Annotated in this window: 17 protein-coding genes; 12 read left to right on the top strand and 5 right to left on the bottom strand. The window is 67.9% G+C overall.

Going from position 1 to position 25,495, the window contains the following annotated elements:
- Positions 1-4,795: AAA family ATPase (locus tag H261_RS13710; RefSeq protein WP_008618547.1), on the bottom strand; the 4,795-nt coding region annotated here is incomplete at its 3' end.
- Between the two features lie 503 nt (positions 4,796-5,298).
- Here H261_RS13710 and H261_RS13705 point away from each other — a divergent pair.
- The 6 genes from H261_RS13705 to H261_RS13680 all read left to right on the top strand — a co-directional run bounded on the left by H261_RS13705 (position 5,299) and on the right by H261_RS13680 (position 15,718).
- Positions 5,299-5,529 (top strand): hypothetical protein, encoded by a 231-nt coding sequence (locus H261_RS13705; protein WP_152426872.1) that lies wholly within the window; start codon positions 5,299-5,301, stop codon positions 5,527-5,529.
- Positions 5,530-5,559: 30 nt separating this feature from the next.
- On the top strand, positions 5,560-11,730 hold the full coding sequence (locus H261_RS13700) for a type I polyketide synthase (RefSeq protein ID WP_008618542.1): 6,171 nt from the start codon (positions 5,560-5,562) through the stop codon (positions 11,728-11,730).
- Positions 11,731-11,759: 29 nt separating this feature from the next.
- Positions 11,760-12,797, top strand: coding sequence for a patatin-like phospholipase family protein (locus H261_RS13695; protein ID WP_040476502.1), 1,038 nt, complete (start codon positions 11,760-11,762; stop codon positions 12,795-12,797).
- 12 nt (positions 12,798-12,809) lie between these two features.
- Positions 12,810-14,792 carry an alpha-ketoacid dehydrogenase subunit alpha/beta gene (locus H261_RS13690; RefSeq protein WP_008618537.1) on the top strand — a complete coding sequence of 661 codons (1,983 nt, stop codon included), beginning with the start codon at positions 12,810-12,812 and terminating at the stop codon, positions 14,790-14,792.
- Positions 14,792-15,034 carry a biotin/lipoyl-containing protein gene (locus tag H261_RS13685; RefSeq protein WP_008618535.1) on the top strand — a complete coding sequence of 81 codons (243 nt, stop codon included), beginning with the start codon at positions 14,792-14,794 and terminating at the stop codon, positions 15,032-15,034. The genes H261_RS13690 and H261_RS13685 overlap by 1 nt, the downstream gene beginning before the upstream one ends.
- A gap of 96 nt (positions 15,035-15,130) precedes the next feature.
- Positions 15,131-15,718 (top strand): chemotaxis protein CheX, encoded by a 588-nt coding sequence (locus H261_RS13680; protein WP_235062932.1) that lies wholly within the window; start codon positions 15,131-15,133, stop codon positions 15,716-15,718.
- Between the two features lie 34 nt (positions 15,719-15,752).
- Here H261_RS13680 and H261_RS13675 read toward each other — a convergent pair whose 3' ends face one another.
- The 3 genes from H261_RS13675 to H261_RS13665 all read right to left on the bottom strand — a co-directional run bounded on the left by H261_RS13675 (position 15,753) and on the right by H261_RS13665 (position 17,258).
- Complete coding sequence (locus H261_RS13675) at positions 15,753-16,136, bottom strand: hemerythrin family protein (RefSeq protein WP_008618532.1); 384 nt, start codon at positions 16,134-16,136, stop codon at positions 15,753-15,755.
- Between the two features lie 71 nt (positions 16,137-16,207).
- Positions 16,208-16,843 (bottom strand): peptide-methionine (S)-S-oxide reductase MsrA, encoded by a 636-nt coding sequence (gene msrA / locus H261_RS13670; RefSeq protein WP_040476500.1) that lies wholly within the window; start codon positions 16,841-16,843, stop codon positions 16,208-16,210.
- A 49-nt stretch (positions 16,844-16,892) separates the two neighbouring features.
- Entirely contained in the window at positions 16,893-17,258 is a 366-nt protein-coding gene (locus H261_RS13665; protein WP_008618528.1) for a hypothetical protein, read from the bottom strand.
- Between the two features lie 227 nt (positions 17,259-17,485).
- Here H261_RS13665 and H261_RS13660 point away from each other — a divergent pair, with 227 nt between their 5' ends.
- Positions 17,486-18,265 (top strand): GNAT family N-acetyltransferase, encoded by a 780-nt coding sequence (locus H261_RS13660; protein ID WP_008618526.1) that lies wholly within the window; start codon positions 17,486-17,488, stop codon positions 18,263-18,265.
- Here H261_RS13660 and H261_RS13655 read toward each other — a convergent pair.
- Positions 18,255-19,838, bottom strand: a complete 1,584-nt coding sequence (locus tag H261_RS13655) for a PAS-domain containing protein (RefSeq protein ID WP_235062931.1) — start codon at positions 19,836-19,838, stop codon at positions 18,255-18,257. The genes H261_RS13660 and H261_RS13655 overlap by 11 nt on opposite strands.
- A 139-nt stretch (positions 19,839-19,977) precedes the next feature.
- On the opposite strand from H261_RS13655, the gene H261_RS13650 reads away from it, so the two are divergent.
- The 5 genes from H261_RS13650 (at position 19,978) to H261_RS13630 (ending at position 25,484) form a co-directional block, all read left to right on the top strand.
- On the top strand, positions 19,978-21,099 hold the full coding sequence (locus H261_RS13650; RefSeq protein ID WP_008618523.1) for a patatin-like phospholipase family protein: 1,122 nt from the start codon (positions 19,978-19,980) through the stop codon (positions 21,097-21,099).
- A 193-nt stretch (positions 21,100-21,292) separates the two neighbouring features.
- Positions 21,293-22,993: a methyl-accepting chemotaxis protein gene (locus H261_RS13645; RefSeq protein WP_235062930.1), complete on the top strand. Its 1,701-nt coding sequence runs from the start codon at positions 21,293-21,295 to the stop codon at positions 22,991-22,993.
- Between the two features lie 21 nt (positions 22,994-23,014).
- On the top strand, positions 23,015-23,485 hold the full coding sequence (locus H261_RS13640; protein ID WP_008618519.1) for a cache domain-containing protein: 471 nt from the start codon (positions 23,015-23,017) through the stop codon (positions 23,483-23,485).
- A gap of 377 nt (positions 23,486-23,862) precedes the next feature.
- The gene (locus H261_RS13635; RefSeq protein WP_008618517.1) at positions 23,863-24,954 is read left to right on the top strand and encodes a ParA family protein; all 1,092 of its coding nucleotides are present in this window, start codon (positions 23,863-23,865) and stop codon (positions 24,952-24,954) included.
- Between the two features lie 14 nt (positions 24,955-24,968).
- Positions 24,969-25,484, top strand: a complete 516-nt coding sequence (locus H261_RS13630; protein WP_008618515.1) for a chemotaxis protein CheW — start codon at positions 24,969-24,971, stop codon at positions 25,482-25,484.
- Positions 25,485-25,495 lie beyond the last annotated feature (11 nt).

The following is a 25,495-nucleotide window of genomic DNA, read 5'->3' as shown; positions in this document are numbered from 1 at the left end:
TCTTGTGGCGGAAGGCGTCGGCCATCTCTTCCGCCATCTGCTTGGCGGCCTTGAGCGCGATCTCGGCCTTGTGGCGGTCGGTGATGTCCTCGATCAGCCAGATGGAGCCGGTGGAAAGGTCGGAGGGATCGATGGCGGTGCCGACCAGCTTGCAGAACCCCAGTTCTCCGTTCCGCCGCCCGATGACGTGTTCGCCGCTGTAGGTCTGGCCGGTGGCCAGGAGCTTGTAGGCCTCGCCGACGTTTCGGTATTCCTCGTCGTTGTTCCAGATCTCCCGGGTGTCCTTGCCCAGCAGTTCGTCCATGCCGTACCCGAACAGGCGGCCGATGGCGCGATTGGCGCGGGTGATCACGCGCCGCCCGTCGGGGGCCGGCTGAATCACCACGATGCCGAGCGAGGCGTTCTCCAGGATGATTTCCTGCTCGGCGAGAATCTTGTCCAGCTGCTCCTTCTTTTCGGACAGTTCCGCCGTACGCTCGGCGACGGTGCGCTCCAGGTCGTCCCTGTGGCGCTCGAGGTCCTCGTAGAGCAGGGAGTTTTCCAGCGAGATGGCCGCCTGGGAGGCCAACAATTCCAGCACCGCGACGCGGGCGGCGGTGAAAACGTGCGAGACTTGGCTGTTCTCCAGATACAGCAGGCCGATCAGCCGCGACTGCTTGACCATGGGCAGGCACATGATCGAGCGGACCTTGTGCTTCCTGATGTAGTCGTCGGCGCCGAAATCGCTGTCCAGGGTGGCGTCGTCGAGCAGGACGCGCTTCCAGGCCCGGTGGACATAGTTGAGGATCTTGGCGGGCAGGGCGCTGACGCCGGGGGCCTGGCGCAGCGACTGGACGACGATGGCCCCGTCGTCGATCCGGGCGTCGGCGACGACGGTCGGCGTTCCGCCCAGGTCGACCACCAGGACGCCGCGCCCGGCGCCGGCGTTTTCCACGGCGATCCGGAGCAGCGTCTCGACCAGCCGGTCCAGGGCGATCTCGCCGGAAACCGCCTGCGAGGCCTTGACCACGCTGAGGACGTCCAGGTTCTGGAACTGGTGGCCGTGGGCCTCGCCCGCCGCCCCCGAGCGGTCGTGCTTGTCCATGAGCTGGGGATGGGCGGCCTCCATCTGCCGGACCTTCCCCAGAGCCCCCCAACGGGCGTAGCAATCGCGCGCCTTGCGGAGGTAGGTGTCGGCGATCAGGACCCGCTTCCGCTCCCGGTAGAAGCGCGAGGCCAGTTCGAAGGCCATGGCCTCGATGTGAAGGAAGTCGTGCTCCTGCGCCAGGGCGATGGCGTCCTCGTACAGCCGCTCCGCCTCGGACAGGTCGCCGTCGACGCGGGCGACCTCGGCCATGGCCAGACTCAGCCGGCAGCCGTAATTCTCCGGACTGCTCGCCGTCCTTCTGGCCAGCAGGTCCACATGCGCCATCATCTCGGCGCGCCACTCGGGCGTCTGCTCTCCCTCGGCGAGGGCCGCCAGGGTGAGCACCGCCAGCAGGTGATAGGTGGTTTCCGCCACCCATCCGGTGATGCTTTTCAGGTACGGATCGATCTGGCGGCTTTGCTCCAGCGCCTGGCGGTAATCGCCATGGAGCATGCAAGCCAGTTGGCCCATCAGGTGGAAATAGGCGATGCCGGTCCCGAACTTGGCCGTGGTCAAGGCCGCCAGGGATTCCGCCCCGCGCTCCATGAAGGCCGGAAGCTCGGTCTGCCCGGCGAGGCAGGCGGCGAACGCCTCCTGGGAGCGCAGGGTGTGCAGCAGTCCGTTGTTGCGGCTTTGCTGGGCGAAGGCGGCATAGGTCATGGCCGTGGCGGCGGAATCGTCGAGCGGCGCGCCGCTCTCGAAGGTCAGCCACGAGATTTCCAGGGCGCCGTAGACCGCGTAGGAATAATCCCCCGCCGCCTGGCACTCGACGAAGCCTTCCTTCAGGATGTCGATGCTCGACCGGATATGGTTGCGGCGGCTGTTGATGAACACGCCGGCGCGGACCAGGATGCGCCCCCGCAGGTCGGGCCGGTTCAGCGCTTCCTGCAGCTTCAGCGCCACATTGGCGTATTGCAGGGATTCGTCGATGGCGTCGTACTTGCTGACCAGGACGATGGCGTAGCCCATGTAGACGGCGCAGGAATCGCCGTCATTGCCGAGCACCAGGGTGACGTTCAGGGCGTTGAGGGCCAGCCAAGCGTAAAGGTCGGGCCGGGCGATCCAGGCGCAGGGCATGGCGTCGGCCAGGATGCCCAGCATGCCCAGGGCGTCCGGGTCGGTCATGGCCGGGGCGTCGATCAGCGCGCCGATCTCCCGGCCCCGCAGATTGCCCCTGGATTCCAGCCGGGCGCTTTCCACCGCCGCCTCGATGTCGGCCGGGGTGGTGGGGCAGGTCAGCCCGAACATGCGCAGCGCGGTCAGGGCGACCTCGACCGCCTCGCCGTAACGGCCGGCCACCTGGTTGCGGAGAATGAGCAGCCGATAGGCGCGGGCGCGGTCGGCGTTGCTTTTCGCCCGGCCGACGATGAGCGGGAACAGGTCGTCCACCTGCTGGAAATTGCCGAGCAGCAATTCGCAGGTGGTGCGTTCGAGAAACAGCCGGAAGGTTCCCTCGTAATCGTCTTCCCAGGCCGAGGGCGGCAGCATGTCCATGGCCTGCACGAAGAAGGTGCGGGCCGTGGCGTAGGCGGCGGAGGCCTTCGCCTTCTCGCCGGCCCGCACGTTCATCAGGCGGACCCGCTGTCTTTCCCCGGAATCGGCGATCAGGTCCACGCCGATGTTGAAATGGTTGACCAGGTCGAAGATCTCATCGTCGATCCCGTCCTCGTCCAGGTTGGCGGCCAGTTCGCGGCCGATGCGCAGATGCTCGGCCGGCCGGTCCTCGGCGGGGAGGAGGAAATAGGCCGCTTCCTGGATGCGGTCGTGGGTGAAGCGGATGACGTCCTTGCGCCGGACCAGATAGGAGGCGCGCAGCGCCTCGTCCAGGTCGTCGTCCAGGGCGGCGGCGGCGCCATGGACGATCTGCAGCGTCCTGACCGCCACGGTGTTACCCAGGCAGGCCAGAATCCGCATGGCGTTCTGGGTGCCTTGCGGCAGGCGGCGCAGCTTGCCGACCATCAGGTCGACGACGTTGTCGGTGAAGTTCTTCCGGGCGATCTGCTCGATATTCCACAGCCATCCCTCGGGGCCGGGAGCGAGCAGGCCGTCCTCGAACAGTCCCTGCATGAACTGGATGGCGAAGAACGGGTTTCCCGCCGTCTTGCTGCCGATGATCCCGGCCAGGGGCTCCGCCTTGTCCTGCGGGCAGGACAGCGTCTCGGCGACCATCTGGTTGAGGTGCCCGATGGACAGCGGCTGGAGCAGGATTTCCTCGATGGCGATCCGCGAGCGGATGGAATCCAGCGACAGGGCCAGCGGATGGGCCGGCCCCACCTCGTTGTCGCGGTACGAGCAGATCAGCAGCAGATGCCGCAATTCGCTGTGGGTCGCCAGGTATTCGAACAGCTTCAGGCTGCCGGGATCGATCCATTGCAGGTCGTCGAGGAACAGGACCAGCGGATGCTCGGCCGTCGCCCAGACGCTGAGGAAGCGGCGGAAGGTGGCGAAGAAGCGGACCTGCGCCTCGTTGGGCGGCAGGTCGGGGACCGGCGGCTGTTCGCCGATCAGCAGGGAAAGCTCGGGGATCAGGTCGGTGATCAGCCGCCCGTTCTGGCCGAGGGCGTCCAGGATGGCCCGGCGCCATTCCGCCAGTTGCTGGTCGCCCTGGCCGAGGACCTGGCGGATGCTTCCCTGGAACGCCTGGGCCCATGTGGCGTAAGGGATGTGGCGCTTGTACTGGTCGAACTTGCCCGAGGCGAACAGCGCCCGCGGCTCGATCAGGGCCTTGTGCAATTCGCCGACCAGGGCCGATTTGCCGATGCCCGAATAGCCGGTGACGATGACGACGTCCAGGGTGCCCCGGGCCGTCACCTGCTCGGCGGCGGCCTGCAGCCGGCGCAATTCCTCGGCGCGGCCGTAAAGCTTCTCGGGAACGACCAGGCGGTCGGGCATGTCCTTGGCGGCCAGCCGGAAGGGCTGCACCGAGCGGTGCTGCCGCCAGGATTCCAGGCAGCGCCCGAGGTCGGAAGCGAGGCCGCTGGCGGTCTGGTAGCGCTCCTCGGCCGGCTTGGCCAGCAGTTTGGCGACGATGTCGGAGATCTGCCCGGGAACATCCCGGCGGAGCTGGGAAAGCGGCGGCGGCTTGCGCGCCACATGGAAATGCACCAGCTCGACCGGATCATCCGAGGCGAAGGGAGGCCGGCCAGCCAGCATCTCGAAGAACACGATGCCCAGGGAATACAGGTCGCTGCGGCAGTCCACCGACCGGTTCATGCGCCCGGTCTGCTCGGGCGCCATGTAGGTCAGGGTTCCCTCGATGGTCTCGATGGGGTCGAGCGCGATGTGGTGGCGCGGCAATTGCGACGCGATTCCGAACCCGGTGAAGCGGACCGGCTGTCCGTCCGGCGGAACCAGGATGTTCGCCGGCTTGATGTCCTTGTGGATGACGCCGCGGCTGTGCATCCGGGCCAGGGACTGGGCGATCCGCAGGGCCAGGGACAGGAATTCCCCGATATCCAGCCCGCCGTCCACCCGCGCGTGGTCGCGCAACAGGCTGTCCAGGATGACCCCGCCGGGGTCCTCGAGGAGCATCTCGGCGGAACCGCTCCGCTCGACCAGGGTGATCGGCCGCACGGCCCAGTCCGGATCGAGCCTGTCCTTCAGGGCGAATTCATGGCGGAAGCGCGACAGCATCCGCGCCGAAGGCTCGTCCCCGGCCGGAACCAGCACCAGCGCCGATTCCCCGGGTGCGGTCTCTCCCCGCCAAAGGACGCGCTCGCGGTCACGGCTCAGCTCCTGCGCCTTTCCCACTGTGGCCAATAGAGGTTTTACGCTGGACTGGCTCAACCTATGGGCGCCTTTGCTGTGTTCTGGCCGTGCTGACTGCTGGAAAGCCCGCCAATTGCAATCTTACTGAGCCGAGGTACGCTTTCAACTGCCTATTTCCATAATTTGCCTCCTTGCCATATTCGGAAGCCCCGGGACCGGCCGGGCGGAGGCCCCGGCATTCTGCCGGAAAATCGTTTGCCATGTCTCGTAATAAGGCGTAATCGGTGCAAATGGCTCCTTAATCGAAGGCAAGATGGGTGGGCATCGATATGCGAGATGATGACCGGTCGAATGAAAGTAACTCTGAGCGAGATTCTGACGATATTAAATCCCGCAAAGGTCGTGGCCGTGGCCCGCGCCGCGAGCGGCGGGGCGGCGGTCATGACCGCGAGATGCCGTTCCAGATGGGAACGTTCATGCAGATGCTGCCGTTGCTGATGGCCATGGGGGGCAGCAATCCCGGACAGCGGGTCGCCGGTTTCCAGCTCCGCCTCGCCATGCTGATGATCGAGATCTGGATCGATTACCTGGCCTCCATGCAGGACTTCATGGAGCGCACCCTGGAGCGCCTGGCCGATCTGGCCGATGGCGGCTCGTTGTTCGGCGACGAGCCCGACGACGGCGAGGACTGGTAGCGTTCCATCTGGCAACGGGGAGGCGGCGGCGTGGCGCAGCCGGGGGGGATCGCCATCATCGGAATCGCGTGCCGGCTGGCCGGCGCGTCCGACTGGCGGCAGTTCTGGACCAATCTATGCGACGGCACGGAATCGCTCACCCGCTTTTCCGATGCGGAACTGCTGGCCGCCGGGGTGCCCGCCGAGCAGATCAGGGACCCGCATTACGTCAAGGCCGGCTATGTCCTTGACGGGCACGACCGCTTCGACGCCGGCTTCTTCGGCTATTCCCCCCACGAGGCCCGGTTGATCGATCCGCAGCAGCGCCACCTGCTGGAGGTGGCCTGGGAAACCTTCGAGGATGCCGGCTATCCTCCCGGCCGGGGGCACGGGCCGGTGGCGGTCTACGCCACCACCGGCACGGTGGTGACCAATTACATGATGAACGCGCTGTCCGGCCATCCGGACGCGCGCTACGGCGGGACGGCCAGCCAGCTGCATTTCGGCAACGACAAGGATTACGCGTCGACCCGCATTTCCTTCAAGCTCGACCTCAGCGGCCCCAGCCTGAACGTGCAGGCGGCCTGCTCCACCTCGCTGGTGATGATCGATCTGGCCTGCAAGGCGATCCGCGACGGCGACTGTTCCATGGCCCTGGCGGCGGCGGCGACGGTCAGGGTGCCCCAGCGGGCCGGCTATGTGGCGGTCAAGGGATCGATCTTTTCCCCCGACGGCCATATCCGCACCTTCGACGCCAATGCCGGCGGGACGGCGTTCAGCAGCGGCGTGGTGGCGGTGCTGCTGAAGGACGTGCGCCAGGCGCTCGACGACGGCGACAATATCTACGCCGTCATCCGGGGCAGCGCCGTCAACAACGACGGCGGGCGCAAGCCAAGCTACACGGTGACCAGCACCGAAGCCCAGGGCGAGGTGCTGGGCAAAGCCCTGGCCCAGGCCGGTTTCCCGCCGGCCACAATCGGCTATGTGGAATGCCACGGCACCGGCACTTCGGTGGGCGATCCCAAGGAACTGGCGGCGCTCAAGCGCGCCTTTCCGGGCTGCGCCGGCGGTCCGCCCTGTCCCATCGGCTCGGCCAAGCCCAATGTCGGGCACGCCGAGAACGCCTCGGGGCTGGTGTCGCTGGTCAAGACGGCGCTGATGCTGCGCGACGGCGTGGTGCCGCCCAACGTGAACTTCAGCACCCTCAATCTGCTGTTGAAGCTTGAGACCACTTCCTTCCTCATCAATACGGAAAAGCTGCCCTGGCGGCCAGAAACCCAGCCGCGCCGGGCCCTGATCAACGCCCTGGGCATGGGCGGCACCAATGCCGCCGTCGCCGTCGAGGAGGCGCCCGCCGCCCCGCCGGCCTCGGGGCGCCCCCGGCGGCCGCGCCATCTTTTCCTGCTGTCGGCCAGGACCGTGCCGGCGCTCGACGCCCTGGTCGGCCGCTACCGGGAGGTGGCGGCGGGCGATCCCGCCATGGATCTGGGAGACGTCTGCCACACCCTGGCCGCCGGTCGCGCCCACTTCGCCCACCGCTTCGCCGTCACCGTGGAATCCTGGGCGGAACTGCGCGACAGGCTGGCGGCCTACCGCCCGGAGCAGGCCGGGCGGGTGCCGGACACGCCCCGGCGGGTCGCCTTTCTCTACAGCGGCCAGGGCTCGCAATTCGCCGGCATGGGCCGGTCGCTCTACCGGTCGGAACCGGTCTTCCGCGAGTCGCTGGACCGGGTGGCGGCGGCCCTGGCCCCCCATCTCGGCGGCTCCATCCTCGACGTTCTCTTTTCCGAGGGTGAAGGCGGCGCGTCCATCCACCGGACCGAGCATACCCAGCCGGCGCTGTTCGCCGTGCAGGTCGCCCTGGCCGATTGCCTGGGGGCCTGGGGCATCCGGCCCATGGCGGTGGCCGGCCACAGCATCGGCGAGTTCGCCGCCGCCTGTCTGGCCGGCGCGCTGTCCCTGGATCAGGCCGCCCGTCTGGTCGCCGAACGCGGACGCCTGATGGGGGCGCTGCCCGAGGGCGGGGCCATGGCGGCGGTGTTTGCCGACGAGGGTACGGTCCGCGCCGCCCTGGCCGGATATCCCGCCGGAACCATCGACGTGGCCGCCGTCAACGGACCGCGCAACACGGTGATTTCCGGGCAGGCCGAGACGGTCGGGGCGGTGTTGGCCGCCCTTGACGGGCAGGGCGTCGCGGCGAGGCGGCTGACGGTGTCCCATGCCTTCCATTCCGCCCTGATGGCTCCCGCCCTGGACGGGCTGGCCCAGGCCGCCGCCGGGGCCGGGGCCCGGCCGTCCTCCGTTCCCTGGGTCTCGACCCTGACCGGTCAGACCATGGCGACGGCCCCCGACGCCGAGTACTGGTATCGGCAGGCCCGCGAGGCGGTGCGCTTCGCCGACGCCGCCGCGACCCTGGCCGGCATGGGCATCACCGAATATCTGGAGATCGGTCCGGGAAGCGGCCTGCTGGCCCTGGCGCAAGATGGCGTGGCGGGCGGCGACCTCGCCTGGCTGCCGACGCTGGGCAAGGCAGGCGACGAGGGCCGCACGCTGTTGGACAGTCTCGCCGGCCTGCATCGCCGCGGGGTGGCAGTGGACTGGCGGTGCTTCGACGCCCCGTTCCGCTCCCGCCGGCTGTCCCTGCCCACCTATGCCTTCCAGCACGAGCGGTTCTGGCTGGAGGCCGAGGCCTCGCCCCGGCGTCCGGCCGTTTCCCCGGACGGGGAACTGGCCGGCCATCGCCGGCCGTCGCCCCTTGCCGTGCAGCAGTTCGACGCCACCTATGGTCGCGCCCGGCTGCCGTGGCTGGGCGATCACCGGGTGCATGAGTCCATGGTCCTGCCCGTCGCCGCCGGCCTGACGGCGGCGCTGGGGGCGGCACGCCACAGCCTGGGAGCGGCGGCGCTCGAAGTGGTGGATGTCGCCCAGGATGACATCCTGGCCCTGGCCGACGACGAGGAGCGCCCCGTCTGCCTGCTGGTCGAGCCCGGGGACGGGGAACGGGCCGGCTTCACCCTGACCAGCCTGGGCGCCGGGGAGGGGGCGTGGCGGACCCATCTGCGGGGCGTGGTGCAAAAAATCGCCCCGGAGCGGGAGCGGGGGCGGGGCGGCGGCAACGGCTTCGACGCCAAGCGGATACAGCGGCGCTGCGCCACCTCGCTGAAGGCCTCGGCCTATTACGCCGGGCTGAAGGGGCTGGGCCTGGGCTACGGGCCGGCCTTCCGGGGCATCGAAAGCCTGTGGCGCGGCGAGGGCGAGGCCCTGGCGCGGGTGCGCCTGCCCGATTGCGTCGATCCACCCGCAACCGGCGGTTATCCGCCGCCGGCCCTGTTGGACGCCTGTCTTCACCTCTATCCGGCGGTGATCGACGCCCTGGGCGATTTCAGCCGCCCTCCACCGGCCGGCGCGGCGCTGCCGCTGCCGGTGGCCATGGAACGCTTCCGCATGGTCCCGTCGGCGGCGCGCGACCTGTGGTGTCACGTCAAGCGCCGCGCCGCCGCCGGCCATGGCGGCCACACCGTCGTCGACGTGGAGGCCCGCGACCTGGACGGCACGCTGGTCGCCGGGTTCGAGGGCGTCACCCTGAAGCCGTTGCCGCCCGCCATGTTCCGGCCGGCCGGCCATCGGCCGGACGAAAGCGGGCTCTATCAGCTGCGCTGGGAGGAGGAGGCCGCCCCGGCGGCGGCGGGCGGCGGTCCCGCCGCCTGGCTGCTGCTGGGCGGCGATGGCGACGGGACCGGCCCGGCCCTGGCGGCGGCGCTGGGGGCGGAAGGGGCCGTCGTCCGGCGGGTCGTCTCCGCCGACGTTCCCGCAACGCCCGAGGTCATGGGGGAATTGCTGCGCTCCTTCGCCGCCCCGGCGGGACGGCGTCCCGCCGGCATCGTGCATCTTTGCGGACTGGACGCCGCCGGCCAGGCCCAGACCGACGAAACGGCGCAGCGGCGGGTGCTGGGCACCGCCCTGGCCCTGGCCGGAATCCTGGCCGGGGAACGGGGGCTGTTCCAGGCCGGGGCGCGTCTGTGGCTGGTCACCCGCAACGCGGTTGCCGCCTCGGCGGACGACCCGCCGGCCGAGATCCTGCAGGCCGGGCTCTGGGGCTTCGGGCGCTCGCTCGCCGTGGAGATGCCGGCCCTGTGGGGTGGACTGATCGATCTGGAGGCGGGGGACGACGGGGTGGCGCCGCTGGCCGCCCGACTGGCGCGGCCGGACCGCGAGACCCAGTCGGCCTTCCGCCGGGGGCGGCATCTGGTGGCGCGGCTGGCCGCCATCGCCCCGCCCGAGCCCCCGGCCCCGCCGGAGTCGGGAGGAACGTATGTCGTCACCGGCGGCCTGGGAGCCATCGGCCGCCGGGTGGCCGAATGGCTGGCCCGCAGCCGCAAGGCCGAGGTGCTGGTGCTGGTCGGCCGCCAGGGCGGCAAGGCCGCTGATGCCGCCGCGGTGACCCGCGCCATCGAGGCGATCGGCGCCAGGGTGGTGATCGTCAAGGCCGACATGGGCGACCGGGCCGACGTGCGGCGCCTGATGCGCCGGGTGGGCGCTCTGGGTCCGCCGCTGCGCGGCATCTACCACAGCGCCGGGCTGGTCGATGACGGCATGGTCGAGGGAATGGACTGGGCGCAATTCCGGCGTGTCCTGGCGCCCAAGCTGGATGGCGCCTGGTGGCTGCACGAGGCGAGCCGCGACGCCGGCCCCTGCGACTTCGTGCTGTTCTCCTCGGTGCTCAGCCTGCTGGGGTCGGCGGGCCAGGCCAATTACACCGCCGCCAACGCCTGTCTCGACGCCCTGGCGGCCCATCGCCGCAGCCTCGGCCTGCCGGCGCTGGCGGTCAATTGGGGCCCCTGGGCCGAGGCCGGCATGGCCGGCGGACTGGACGAGAGGGCGCAGGCCGTGTGGCAGGCCCGTGGTCTCAGCTTCATCTCGTCGGAGACGGGCGGCCGGGCCTTCGACCTGCTGTTCGGCGGCGGCCTGGGGCAGGTGGCGGTGGCGCAGGTGGACTGGACCGCCTTCATCGGCCAGTTCGCCGAGACGCCGCCCCTGCTGGCCCATCTCCAGGGCAAGGTCGGAGCCGGGCCGGCCGCCGGTCTGGTGGAATTGCGGGCCAGCCTCGCTTCCGGCTCCCCTGCCCGGCGGCGGGCGGCGCTGACCGCGTTCCTGCGCCAGCAGGTGACGGCAGCGCTGGGCCTGTCCGAGCCCATCGAGCCCGGCCGGCCGCTGCGCGAGGTCGGCCTCGACTCGCTGATGGCGGTCACCCTGACCAACCGCATCGAGGCCGCCGCCGGCCTGCTGATTCCCACCTTTAACCTGATCCGCGGCCCCAGCATCGACCAGTTGATCGACGAGCTGTGGCCGGATACGGCCGGCGAGCCGGCTTCCATCCCCGAAGCCGAAGCCGAAGGCGCGGCCGGGGCGGTGGAGCGGGACGGCTGGCTGGTGACCATCGTCGGGCCGGAAAAGCCGCGGGCCCGCCTGTTCTGCTTCCCCTTCGCCGGCGGCGGTTCGGCCACCTTCCGGAGCTGGGGGCCGGCCATGGACCCGGCCATCGAGGTGATCGCGGTGGAGCCGCCCGGCCGCCTGACCCGCATCGCCGAGGAGCCGGAACGCGACCTCGAGCGGTGGGTGGACCGCCTGATGGCGGCCATGGACGGCAAGCTGGATCTGCCCTTCGCCTTTTTCGGCCATTGCCTGGGCAGCCTGACCCTCTACGAGGCCACCTGCCGGCTGATGGAACGGGCGGGGGTCAAGCCCAGCCACCTGTTCTGTTCCGGCGCGCGCGCGCCGGACCGGCTCAAGGCCGTCGGTCCGTTCGAGACCAGCCTGATGCGCCGTCTGGCGCGGATGCCCGGCTATCGGCCCGACCGGCCGCCCTATCGCCAGCCGGGGCCGATCTTCGCGGAAATCGTCCGCCACTTCGATATCGCCGCCAGCGAGCACCTGCTGGCCGATCCGGAATTGCGGCGCCTGATGCTGCCGGCGGTCCGCGCCGATTTCGAGATGGCCAGCACCTATCGCTACCGGCGCAGGACGCCGCTGGACGTTCCCATCACCTGCTTCGTGGCCATCGGCGACATCTTCGTCTCGCGCGAGGATATCCTGGGCTGGGGGCGGTTCACCAACAGACAGTTGCAAATCCTCATGCGCGAGGGAACGCACTATTCTATCATTGAGGACGAGGCGTTTATCCAGAGAGTTATTTCACGGGAATTGTCTCGGCCGGCTTCGTGACGAAGGGTCGTGAACGCAAGGAGGAAACCATGACGAAAATGGCGTTGGTGCTGGGTGGCGGTGCTCCCAACTGTACCTTGATGACGGGGGCCATGCTGGCCTTCGACGAAGCCGGCGTGAAGTTCGACGTGATCTCGGGGGCCGGGGGCGGCGGCGCCATGGCCCTGATGTACGCCTCGCCCGCCGACGGCCTGAGCCGCCAGGAGAACCTGCGCAACTCGATCAATCTCAGCGTCTCCGACGCGATCTTCAACGTCCTTCCCATCAACTACCGGGTATTCGTGAAGGGCAGCCGCATCGCCGAGATGTATCGCGGCCTGCTGACCAAGCTGCCCTTCTATGAAAAGGTCGTGAACCAGTACGGCATGAGCAAGGGCAAGAAGCTCATGAGCGACCTGATCCAGCTGATCTGGGCGATCACCACGCCGTCGACCACCAGTTTCTTCAGCAGCGGCCTGTGCTCCCACGCGCCGTTGCTCGAGCAGTTCATCGATTTCTCCAAGATCAAGGACTTCCCGGAAGAGGTCTATCTCAACGCCTATTCCATCGCCGACCAGAAGGTGGTGGTCTACGACAAGAGCGAGATCAACTTCGAGACGTTCGGCGCCTCGCTCGGCTATCCCTTCATCTACGAGGCGGTGGATGTCAACGGCATCTACTTCATGGAGGGCGGGGCGGTCGACACCTACAATTTCAGCGGCCTGCTGGAAACCGACGAGGATATCCGCACCCTGGTCGTCCTCGACGCCTTCGGCAACCAGAACTACATCCAGCGTCCCAAGAACCTGTTCCAGGCCTATTCCCAGTCCATGATCCTGCCGCTGGTCGAGGTGTGCCGGAAGGACCTGATGCTGTTCGAGCACTACTACCTGAAGGAATGGAACGCCGCCCATCCCAAGAAGGAAGTCGAACTGGTCAAGATCCGCTTCGACATTCCGCCGGACTGGCTGCCGGCGGCGCTCGACTGGTCGACCTCCAACATGGAGCGGATGTTCGAGCTGGGCTACGACACCGCCAAAAAGCATATCGCCGAGTTCGGCGTCGATCTCGGCCGAACCATTTCGTAGGGGGATAACCGCATGGATGGGTGCGAAGTGGCGTTCGAGCCGTTGGCGGCGCTCGGCGCCATGATGCTCAGCCGCGAATGCGACCGGCGCGAGGCCATTGCCGTCCGCCAGGGCAAGGCGCCGTTCCACGTCTCGTCGGTGGGCCACGAATCCCTGGCGGCCCTGGCCCAGCTGATCCGGCCGGGCGATCTGGTCTTTCCCCATTACCGCGACAAGGCGCTGTTGCTGGCGCTGGGCACGCCGGTGCGCGAACTGGCGCGCCTGCTGCTGGGCAAGGCGGATTCCCTGGCCAACGGACGGCAGATGCCGGGGCATTTCGGCGACCGGGAGCGGGGGGTGTGGAGCGCCCTGTCGCCGGTCGCCCATCACCTGCTGCCGGCCTGCGGTTTCGCCTGGGCCATGAAAAGCCGGGGGCTGCCGCATGTGGCCATGGCCCTGACGGGGGAGGCCTCCTGCCGCCAGGGCGAGTTCTTCGAGGCGGTGGCCTTTGCGGTGGAGCGCCGCCTGCCGGTGCTGTTCGTGGTCGAGGATAACGGATTCGGCATCAGCACGCCGACCGCCGATCTCAATCCCCTGGCGCTCGGCATGCTGGACGGCGTGCCGGTGACCCGGGTGGATGGGCGGGACCCCGGGGGGCTGTTCGAGGCGGCCCGGCCGGTAATGGCTGGGCTGCGCGGCGGCGGCGGCCCGGCCATCCTGTGGTGCGAACTGGACCGGCTGGAGGGCCATTCCAGCTTCGACGACCAGCGCGGCTACCTGCCGGAGGAGGCGATCCGCGCCAAGTGGGAGCGCGACCCGGTCGCCGCCGCCATGGAACGGGCCGTCGCCTCCGGCCTGGTGTCCGGCGACGGGATGGCCGAGCGGCGCCGGACCATGGCCGACGAGGTCTACGCCATCTTCCAGGAGGTCATGGCCGAGCCCGATCCCGAGCCCGTGGCGGCGCTCGGCGACCGCCTGGCGCCGTCGGCCGCCGACCTGCCGGCCTTTCGCCTGCCCCAGGACTTCTCGGACCGCCGGTGGACCATGGCGCGGGCGGTCGGGGTGGCGCTGCAGGGTATTTTCGAGCGGGATTCCAGCTGCCTGCTGTTCGGCGAGGACGTGGAGGACCCCAAGGGCGGGGTGTTCGGCCTGACGCGGGGCCAATCGACCCGGTTCCCCGGCCGGGTGCACAACTCGCCCCTGGCCGAGGCCACCATCGCCGGGGTGGCGGCCGGGCTGGCCGGCGCCGGCATCCGCCCGTTCCTGGAGATGCAGTTCGTCGATTTCTGCGGCCCCGCCCTCAGCCAGATCGTCAACGACCTGGCCACCCTGCGCTGGCGGTCGGCCGGCGCCTGGACCTGCCCGGCGGTGATCTACGCCCCCTATGGCGGCTATGTGGCCGGGGCGGGAATGTGGCACAGCCAGGCCTGCGAGGCGGCGTTCTTCCAGGTTCCCGGCCTGCGGGTGGCGGTGCCCAGCACCCCCGCCGACGCCGTCGGCCTGTTCTGGACCGCCGCCCATGCCGGCGACCCCGCCGTCATCCTGGTGCCCAAGCGGCTTTTCCCGGTGTCCGAGGCGGTGCCCCAGGAGCTTCCGGCCATTCCCTTCGGCAAGGCGAAGCTGCTGCGCGACGGCGAGGGGATCACCGTGATCTGCTGGGGCAACACCGTCCGGGTGGTTCTCGAGGCGGTGAGCCTGCTGGAGCCGGACGCTTCCGTCGAGGTGTTCGACCTGCGCAGCCTGGCGCCCTGGGACAAGGCGGCCGTCCTGAATTCGGTCGGCAAGACCGGCCGGCTCCTGGTGGTGCAGGAAGACAATGTCAGCGGCGGCGTCGGCCAGATGATCGTCAGCGAGGTCTGCGCCGATGCGACGGCCTGGAGTCGCCTGGCCTGCCCGCCCCGGATTCTGGGCCGCCCGGACGTGCATATCGGATTCAGCGGGGCTTATGGCGACGCCTATCTGCCCCAGCCGCAAACCGTCGCGGAGACCATCCGCGACATGACAGGAGCCGCGTGATGATCAAGGTGCTGGCCGTTCCGTCCTACGGCTACAATGTGGAAAAGGTGGCGATCACCCGGTTGCTGAAGGAGCCGGGGGAGGTCTTCGCCCTGGACGAACCCCTCTACGAACTGGAGACCGACAAGGTGGCCCAGGAGGTGGAGGCCCCGTTCGCTGCGCGGCTGGTGCGCTGGTGGGTGGCCGAGGGCGACGTGGTACCGGTCGGGGCTCCGGTCGCCGACGTCGAGGTCGAGGCCTGACCGCCTCGGCGATAAGGCTGAAAGGTTGTATGGCTGTCGGGTGGTGGTAATTTTACGTTGTTTTCAGGTGGCTGCGGAACGTGTATCGTTAAGGGTATGCGTAAGACCTCGGCACTCTATGGTCATGGTGACGGGCGCCTCTCCGGGCGGAGGGGCGGAACCGCCGCGGCCGGGCGCGAGATGATGGCCCATACCCTGTCCGCCATCCTGCACCAGACCAGCGCCGTGCTGGCCGGGGAAGGGGTGGCGCGCATCGACGGCTTCGACGTCCACGACCTGGGGATCGATACCGTCAGGCTGCACGACATCACCGCCGTGGCCGGATTCGGGCTGCCGGTAGGCCTGCTGATCGCCTTCAGCTTCGACCAGAGCCTGCTGGGCGATATCCTCGACAAGGCCACCGCCGCCTTGCCGGTGCCGGAGGAGGAGCGCGAACTCTACCTGCGCGAGACCGCCGCCGAGGTGGTCAATACCGTGCTGGGCCTGTGTACCGCCGACTTCCAGTTGAAGGAAGCCACCGTCAGCCTGTCGCCGCCGGTGGTGATGGAAGGGGTGCGCAGCATCCAGCGGCGGGGCGACGCCGTCTTCGCCTCCATGGACATCCACACCGACAAGGGCGCGGTCAGCGTCAACCTGTTCGGACCCCGCCACCTGTTCGACGACCGGCTGAACTACCGCCATTGATCCCCGGCGCCGCCCTGTCTTTGGAACAGCCGTCCTACCGTCGGAACAGCGGAATATCAACCTCGCGGTCGTGCTGGTCCAACTGGGCGTGGAAATCCTCCATCAGCGTCTTGGCTCCGTCCTGGTCGCCGCCCTGCAGGGCGTCGCGCACCGGGGCCAGCAGACGCAGCAGGCGCTGATGATCCTGCTTGAGCGTGGCGACGGCGTCGGAATGAGCCCTGGAGGCTAGGGTCTCCTCCATGCGGAAGTGGATGCGCATCCGTTCGGCCAGGACGTCCACCGCCTCGATGGCCAGGCCGAGGCCGGGGTCGTTGCGCACCACCGCCGCCATGGAGCGGATCATCTGGTGAAGCTTCTGGTGTTCGGCGTCGATGATCGGGTCGCCGCTTTTCCACTGGTCTTCGAGCCAGGTCGCCATGGCCGAACCCCCCTTCCTCCCAAGCCTGATTTTCAGGTGGGGAGCGGACTGGAACAATTCCAGGATAAAAGTCAGGCGCAGCGCACGCCGGTGCCGCCCAGGCCGCAATAGCCGCCGGGATTCTTCGCCAGGTATTGCTGGTGGTAATCCTCGGCCCAATAGAACGGTCCGGCCGGGGCGATTTCGGTGGTGACGGCGCCGAAGCCGGCATGCCGCAGCGCCTCGCTATAGGTCTTGCGCGAGGTGTTGGTCGCCTCTTCCTGCTCCGGGGTGGTCCAGTAGAGGGCCGAGCGGTACTGGGTGCCGATGTCGTTGCCCTGGCGCATGCCCTGGGTGGGGTTGTGGCCTTCCCAGAACAGACGCAGCAGGGCGGAATAGGGCGCTTTCGCCGGGTCGAAGGCCACCATCACCGCTTCGGTGTGGCCGGTGCGGGCCGTGCACACTTCCTCGTAGGTGGGGTTTTCGGTGAAACCGCCGGTATAGCCCACCGAGGTGGAGTACACGCCGGCGGTCTTCCAGAACAGCCGTTCGGCCCCCCAGAAGCAGCCCATGGCGAACACCGCCACCTCCATGCCCACCGGGAAGGGGGGCTTCAGATGGGTGTCGAGCACGTAATGGCGCTCGGGCAGGTGGATTGCGCTGGCTCGGCCGGGCAGGGCCTGTTCGGCCGTCACCATCACCGTCTTGCTGGGTCCCCAAAGCGACATGAAGCCGCCTCCGTCCGTCGTGGTCATCTCCCCATATGGGGAGCCCGGCTCATCTTAGCGAGATGGCGGCCAGGGCCAGGGCGGCGACCACCGCCAGGGCGCCCAGGAAGATGTCGCGCTGGCGGCGCTTGGCGCGGTCCTTTTCATCAAGGCGGCGCTGCAGCCAGCGGGTGGTGACCTCCACCGCCGCCGCTCCGGCGAAATCGCTGAATACGCCCTGTACCGCCGAGGGCTCGAACACCCCGTCGTTGAACTCGTGGATGGTGAACAGGCACCACTCGCCCTCGTATTCCACCTGGCAGGCCCAGTCCTGCTTCACCCAGCGGTCCTGGACCTTGCGGATGGGCGTCTCGGGGTCCTGGGTGTGGAACGAGAACTGGAAGCCCTCGACGGAGGCGATACGGGACTCGGCCATGTCTGCTCCTCAGTGAATGGGTCCATACCGGAAATAACGGATGAACCACATGATGTAATAATTGTTTCACCCCGGCGGCACAAGCCCTTGCGTTATAGGATAGCCATGGACGGCGATAAAACCTCTCCTGTCGAAGGCCGGCATGTTGTGCCGGAGCAGCCGGAAAGCGATGCGCTTGATCCGGCTTCCGTCCAAGTTCCATTGTCCGCAAACAGACGAGGTGAGTCATGACCCACCAGATGACGGCCGTCCACGCCCTTAATCCGGCCCTCCCCGACGGGCTGGAGGTGCGCCTCGCCGAAAGCCGGGCAGAGGTGGCCGCCGCCCAGCGCATCCGCTACCGGGTGTTCTACGAGGAAATGGGGGCAAGGCCCAGCGCCGCCATGCGCGCCCTGGAACTGGATTTCGACGATTACGACCGCCATTGCGACCACCTGCTGGTGCTGGCCGAGGGCGAGGTGGTGGGCACCTACCGCCTGATCCGCCGCCGGGCGGCCGAGGCGGTGGGGCGGTTCTATTCGGCCGGCGAGTTCGACATCGGGCCGTTCCTGGCGGCCGACGGCGAGATCCTCGAACTGGGCCGCTCCTGCGTCGATGCCCGCTGGCGCCATCGCGGCACCTTGCAGGCCCTGTGGCAGGGGCTGGCCGCCTACATGGTGGACAACCGCATCCGCCTGCTGTTCGGTTGCGGCAGCCTGCCGGGCACCGATCCGCGGGTGCTGGCGCCGCAACTGGCTTACTTGCGCGACAACCATCTGGCGCCGCCCGCCTTGCGCGGCCGGGCGCTGGACAGCGCCGACAAGGTCGACTTCGCCGCCATCGACTCGCCGTGGGAAGCGCGCCGCGTGCTGGCCTCGCTGCCGCCGCTGCTCAAGGGCTACCTGCGGCTGGGCGGCGTGATCGGCGACGGGGCGGTGATCGATCGGCCGTTCAACACCACCGACGTGCTGGTGGTGGTCAACGCCGCCGACATCGCGGGCCGGTACGTGAAGCGCTTCAGCGCCTGATGGCTTGCTTGATTGCTGCCAGCAGGCGGGCGGGCTCCACCGGCTTGGCGACGTAGTCGTCCATGCCGGCCGCCAGGCACAGGGCGGCATCGCCGTCCAGAACGTCGGCGGTCATGGCGATGATGGGAATGGCGGCCAGCGGGCCGGCCATGGCGCGGATGCGCCGCGTCGCCTCCAGCCCGTCCATGCCCGGCATGTGGACGTCCATCAGCACCAGATCGAAGGGCTCGCGGGCCACGGCGGCGATGGCCTCGGCCCCGTTGTGGGCCAGGGTGACCCGCTGGCCCCAGCGGCGGAGCAGGGTGGTGGTCAGCTTCTGGTTGACGGGATTGTCCTCGGCCAGCAGCACCGACAGGGACGGCAGATCGCCGGTTTCGTTGACCATGGCGCCCGTGTCGCGATCCTCCGCCGCGGCAACCAGCGGCAGGGTGAAGTGGAAGGTGGTCCCCTCGCCCGGAACGCTGTCGAAGCCGATCTCGCCGCCCATCATCTCCACCAGCCTCTTGCAGATGGACAGGCCGAGGCCGGTGCCGCCGAAGCGCCGGGTGATGGAGGAATCCGCCTGGACGAACTCGGCGAACAGGGCCGGGGCGGCGGCGGGTTCGATGCCGATGCCGGTATCTGCCACCTCGAAGCGCAGGCGGGCGGGGGCGGGGCCGTCGGGCTCCGCCTTCACCGAGACCACCACGCCGCCCTTCTCGGTGAACTTGACGGCGTTGCCCATCAGGTTGGTCAGCACCTGGCGCAGGCGGGTGGGGTCGCCGGCGATGTGGTGCGGCACTCCGTCTCCCAGGCGCGCCTGGAGCGTGAGCCCCTTGTCGGCGGCGGCCCCCTTCATCAGGGCCAGCATCTCGTCGACCAGCCGGTGCAGGTCGAAGCGGGTGGCCTCCAGCTTCATCTGCCCAGCCTCCAGCTTGGAGAAATCCAGGATGTCGTTGATGATGGCCAGCAGGGCGCGGGCCGAGGACTGGGCGGTTTCCAGGTGGTCGCGCTGCTCGGGCGTCAGCGGCGAGCCGGTCAGCAGGTGCAGCATGCCCAGCACCCCGTTCATGGGGGTGCGGATCTCGTGGCTCATGGTGGCGAGGAAGTTGGCCTTGACCCGCGCCATCTCCTCCGCCTTGTCCTTGGCGTGGATCAGCATGCGCTCGGCGCGCTTGCGGTCGGTGATCTCGGTATAGGTGGTGACGAAGCCGCCGCCGGGCAGCGGGGTGCCGCGCACCTCGATCACCGTGCCGTCGGGGCGTTCGCGCTCGAAGCAATGGGCGGTGAAGTTGCGGGCCTTCTTCACCCGTTCGGCCACCAGTTCCTCCACGTCGCCGGGCCCGTACTCGCCGCGCAGGGCGTTGTAGCGCATGAAGTCGGCGAACACCGTGCCCGGATGGACCAAGCCGGGCGGAAAGTCCAGCATCTCGAGGAAACGGTTGTTGCACAGGATCAGGTTCAGGTCGCGGTCGAACACGGTGAAACCCTGGCCGAATTCCTCCACCGCCTCGATCAGGTGGCGCCACTTGAACTCCGCAGACCCCGCCCCGTGATGCATCCCCAGATCCCCTCGATCACGCAATGGCAGCATAGGGGAATTCCCAGCGAGGCGAAAGTGTCATCGTCAGTGCAGCTTTCCGGGGTATACCTTGTAACTATTGCGAGATACCGCATCGCAAGATACCGTTCTTCCCGTGCCGTTGCGGTGGGTTGGCCAGAGGGGGATGAGTATGGCGATCAAGCGCGCGATCTGTCTGGCGGGCGGCGGCCCGGCCGTCGGCCTGTCCATCGGGGCGCTGGAGCGCCTCCACCGTGAACCGGATATCCGCTTCGAGGTGTGGAGTCTGGCCTGCATCGGCGCTTGGCTGGGCATCGTCTGGAACCAGGCCGCGCCGGGCAAGGAGGTGGAGACGTCGGTGGATTTCTTCCGCGGCATCTTCCGCCCCGACGACGTCTACGAGAAATTCCCGGTGGCGGCGGCCTTCGCGCCCGATTTCGAGGCGGCGGCGGAGAACGCGCTGAACTTCGTGCTGGATTCCAACAGTTATCGCAACCTGGTGATCCCCGAGGCCATCAAGGCGGCGTCCGAGGAGATCGTCGCCTTCTCCAGGGACCCCGGCAAGTGGTCGCAGGCCAATCTCAACGCCCTGATCCTCAACCAGGTCCTGGCGGTCAACCCGGTGTCGCGGTTCATGACCAGCCTGATGTACAAGAGCGCCACCAAGGGGCTGTCGCGGGTGTTCTATCCCGACAGCGCCTTCCTGGAGCAGATCGATTTCAAGGCCCTGTACCAGCCGGGCCGTCCGGTGCTCTACCACAATTCCTACAACCTGAGCGACCAGCGCCTCGAGCTGTTCAGCAACAAGGATTCCAAGTACCAGCCCATCTCGGCCGAGACCCTGTGCGCCTGTTCCGCCCTGCCCTATATCGAGGAGCCGGTGACCATGAACGGCAAGGTCTATTGCGAGGGCGCCACCATCGACACCGTCAATTTCGAGGACCTGCTGACCAACCATCCCGACCTGGACGAGGTGTGGGTCAGCCGTATCCTCGACCGCAAGCAGATCCGCCGGCCTGAAAACCTCTACGACGCGCTCAACAACCTGGTGATGCTGTTCGCCGCCACCACCAGCGAGGACGACGTCAAGCTGTTCAAGTACCACCTGCTGGAGAGCGGCTCGACGGTGAGGGTGGTCGAGATCCCCGTCGCCCATAACATCAATTACGACTGGAGCTGGTCGAACCTGGACCGCTCTATCGCTGACGGCCGGATCGCCGCCGATGCGGTTCTCAAGGCTTATCGCACGGGAACGCCGCCGCCATCGGCTAAAGCTGTATCAAAAAATAAGTAATGATACAGTAAATACCTTATTAAACATAAGTCATAATGAAAGGATTCATTACAATTGAATCTTTGAATGTCTACGGCATGACTGTTTAATAGGTGCGTCATCCATTGTGACGTGCTTTCGGATGGCTGAGATGTATGGCTTCGGCGGGGTGGTGGAGCGTAGCCTCCGGCCGGCGCCGGCCGCGGAGGGTGAAATGAGCTTTCTCGACGACATGAGGATTTGGGCCAAGATCGCCATCGTCCCGGTGGTCGCCACCATCGGGCTGGTCATCATCGCCTGGGTGGGCATGCAGGGACTGGCGGGGCAGAGCCGGACGCTGGACGAGATCGCCGGCGTCTCCTTCGCCAAATCGGTGAAGATCGGCGACTTGTCCGACGTGCTGCAGGATTCCCATTCCGATCTCTACCGGCTGCTGACCTGGAACGCCGCCGGCGTCGAGGCGGCCAAGGTCGACAGGATCGAGGCCTCGTTCGCCGAGGGCATGAAGAAGGCCGGGAAGCAGTTGGGCGCCTTCCGCGCCGCCTTCCCCGTCACCGGCGAGGAGGACGCCCTGCTCAGGAAGATCGAGGCCGGGCTGGTGTCGTACAAGAACGCCACCGATCAGGTGATCTCCATGCAGAAGATGGACTTCACCGCCGCCGTCTCCTTCATGTGGACCGCCCAGGACAGTTTCCAGGCGCTGATGGCCGAGACCCAGAGCATGGTGGCGCTGGAGGCCCGCATGGTCGAGAGCGAGCGCCTGTCGGCCAGCAAGGGCGCCGGCACCACCCGCGCCCTGTTCATCGGCATCACCCTGGGGGTGCTGGGGCTGCTGGCGCTGATTTCCTTCCTGCTGGTCCGCGCCATCGCCAGCGCGGTGGGCGGCATGACCGGCGCCATGGAGCGTCTGGCCCAGGGCGATCTGGCGGTGGTGGTGCCGGCCATCGGCCGCAAGGACGAGATCGGCGCCATGGCCGCCACCGTCCAGGTGTTCAAGGAGAACGCCCAGCGGGTCAAGGCCCTGACCGACGAGCAGGAGGCGCTGCAGCGCCAGGCCGAGGCCGCCAAGCGCCAGGCCATGGCCGAACTGGCCGGCGAGATCGAGACCACGGTGCGCGGCGCCGTCGAGAACGCGTCGCGCGCCGCCGATTCCATCCGGGGCGAGGCCGAGGTGCTGGCCGCCAATGCCGAAACCGCCATCTCCCAGACCGCCCAGGTGGCGGAATCCTCGGAACTGGCCAACGGCAACGTGGAGACCGTGGCCCAGGCGGCCGAGCGTCTGGTGGGCTCCATCAGCGAGATCAACCGGCAGGTGGAGGAATCGTCGCGCGTCGCCTCGGAAGCGGTGGCCGAGGCCGCCCGCACCGACGAGACCGTCAAGACCCTCACCGTGGCCTCGGGCAAGATCGGCGAGGTGGTCAACCTGATCAACGACATCGCGTCGCAGACCAACCTGCTGGCGCTCAACGCCACCATCGAGGCGGCCAGGGCCGGCGATGCGGGCAAGGGCTTTGCCGTGGTGGCCAACGAGGTGAAGAACCTGGCCAACCAGACGGCGCGCGCCACCGAGGAGATCACCGGCGAGATCACCGCCATGAAGGCGGCCACCGAAGAGGCGGTGCGGGCCATCGACGGCATCGTCGCCACCATCGGCCGGGTCAACGAGGCGCTGGCCGCCATTACCGGCGCGGTGTCCGAGCAGGGCCGCGCCACCTCCGAGATTTCCGAATCGGTCAGCCAGGCCGCCGACGGAACCCGTACCGTGTCGTCGGGCATCGGCGAGGTCCGTCGCGTCGCCGATCAGGTCGGCAACGCCGCCGCCACGGTCCAGGTGACCACCGAGACCCTGGTGGGCGAGTTCGACCGCCTGCAATCCCAGGTGGACGGGCTGGTCGCCCGTCTGAAGTCCGCGTAACAACAACCAGGAGGAAAGCCCGTGAAGAATTTCGTCAAAATGGTTGCGCTGGCCGCTTTTGCCGTGGTGGGGGTGTCGGGTGCCGCCAGGGCCGCCGACGAGTGCGCCGCCGCCCAGGGGCTGGTGGACAAGGCCATCGCCCACTACAAGTCGGCGGGCCTGGAAAAGTCCTATGCCGACTTCATGGACAAGGGCAACAAGGAGTGGGTCAACGGCGAGCTCTACGTCATCGTCTCGAGCATGGACGGCATCTTCAAGGCCCACGCCATCAATCCCAAGCTGATCGACAACAAGGATTTGCCGGGCCTCAAGGACGTCAACGGCGTGATGATCATCCAGGAGATGATCAAGGCCGGCAAGTCCGGCCCGGCCGGCGCCTGGGCCAAGTACACCTGGACCCACCCCGAGACCAAGAAGCTGGCGCCCAAGCAGACCTGGGTGAAGGCCAACGGCGACCTGCTGTTCATGGCCGGCTGCTACCCGCCGGCCTGATCGGGGGGGCTTCGTTTTCCGCGCCGCCCGCCGAAAATGCGGGCGGCGTTTTTATTTGTAGCGAAATAAGGCGGGTTTTGGTTCGAAGCCACTGTCGAGTCGGCTTTCCGGGTCTTTCCCGCTTCGACTCGACTCAATGGAATCCTCCTCCGGGGCGATCAACGCCCGCCGGGGAAAGAATTCCATGGTGTCTTTCGTTGCAACGTCCTTGTCTCTATGCTTAAGCTATACGCGCCGGGCGAGGGAGAACCTGGAGCATGATCGTATGCGGGACTGGACGATACGCTCCGAATTATGCCGGCGAGGGGGAGAGTTTTGGAAATCACCCTGAATTGTTTAAGTGTTGATCGGCCGGTCGGCATGGGTGTTGGATTCCCATGAGACCGTATATTGTCGCCATCTTCAATCAGAAGGGGGGGATATCCAAGACCACCACCAGCACCAACCTGGCGGTATGCTTGGCGGCATTCGGAAAATCGGTGGTGGTCATCGATCTGGACTCGCAGGGTGATTCCACCAAGAGCCTGGGGATTGATCCCAAGACCAAGCAGGGCATCTACGATCTTTTCACCAACGGCGCCGCCGTCGAGGACGTCATGGTCGAGACCATGTTCGACGGGGTCAGGGTCCTGCCCTCCACCTACAGCCTGGCCGGCATCGAGATCAAGCTGTCGGAGATGCAGAATTCCCAGCGGACGCTCTGCAACATCCTCTCCCATACGGCGCTGGACTGCGACTATGTGGTGATCGACTGCCCGCCGGCGCTGGGTATCCTGCCCATCAACGCCCTGGCTTCGGCCCATGCGGTGATCATTCCGGTCACCGCCACGCCCTACGCCAATGACGGCCTGCTGCGCACCCTGCCCTCCATCAAGTACGTGCAGGAGGGGCTGAACAAGAATCTGCTGCTGCAGGGCGTACTGTTCACCATCAACGACAAGAATAAGACCACCCGCAAGATCAACGAGCTGATCCGGGCGCGCCTGGGCGGCACGGTCTACCGCACCGAGATTCCGCGCGATAACACGGTGATCGAGGCGGCGACCTCGCGGCTGCCGGTCTGCGCCTTCGCCCCCAAATCGCCGGCGGCCCAGGCCCATCTGGACTTCACCGAGGAATTCATCGGCCGCCACATCGCCATCGCCGCCAAGAACAACGAGACGGTCAGCCCCCATTCGTCGCGCGACGAGGCCATCGCCCGGTTGTCCCGCTGGCAGGCGGTCTGTGCCGAGAATACCGTTCCCGCCGACGACGCCCGCATGCGCCAGAAGACCGACCAGCTGGACCGCATGCTGTACGGCGACCGGACGCGCATGGAGCGCTGGCATCTGGAGGTGGTGCATTTCTTCATCGGGAACCGTCTGGTGCTGGCGGCGTTCCTGGTGGTGGTGCTGCTGGGCGGGCTGGCCCTGCTGGGCATGGGAATCGAGGGGGCGCGGCGCTTGGCCGGGCTCCTCGGTTTCGTCTGACGGACGCCGCCGCCATGGCCTTCGTTCCCGCCAATATCTCCGGTGTCGTGATGTTCCATCTGGCCGGCCAGGGCTTCGGCCTGCCGGTCGAGGAGGTGCGCGAGGTGGTGCCGGTGGCCTGGCTCGACCGTCCGCCGAATCTGTCCGCCATGGTCGAGGGCATCCTCAACCTGGGCGGCCAGGCGGTGCCGGTCCTGCGGCTCGCCCGGCTGCTCGGGCTGCCGGCGGGGGCGCCGTACGGGCTGGACGCCTCGATCCTGGTCATGCGGCCCCGCGCCGCCGAGGGAGGGCTCGGCCTGCTGGTCGAGCACGTGGACGGGGTGCGCGAGATCGGCGACTTCACCGTCATGGGCCTGCCGGCCGGCCAGTCCTTCAACGACTGCCTGGCCGAGGTGCTGGAGCGGGACGGGCGGGCGCTCAACCTGCTGGACTGGGACCGCATCCTGCTGGAGCAGGAGCGTGAAAGGCTGGCCGAGTTCCAGGTCCGCGCCCAGGCCCGTCTGGCCGAACTGACGGATTCCGGGCCATGACGGAATCAGGG

It is taken from the genome of Paramagnetospirillum caucaseum (assembly GCF_000342045.1).
In the GTDB taxonomy this organism is placed as follows: Bacteria; Pseudomonadota; Alphaproteobacteria; order Rhodospirillales; family Magnetospirillaceae; genus Phaeospirillum; species Phaeospirillum caucaseum.
The sequence above is the reverse complement of the archived record's forward strand: the minus strand, read 5'-3'. Positions and strand labels throughout refer to the sequence as shown.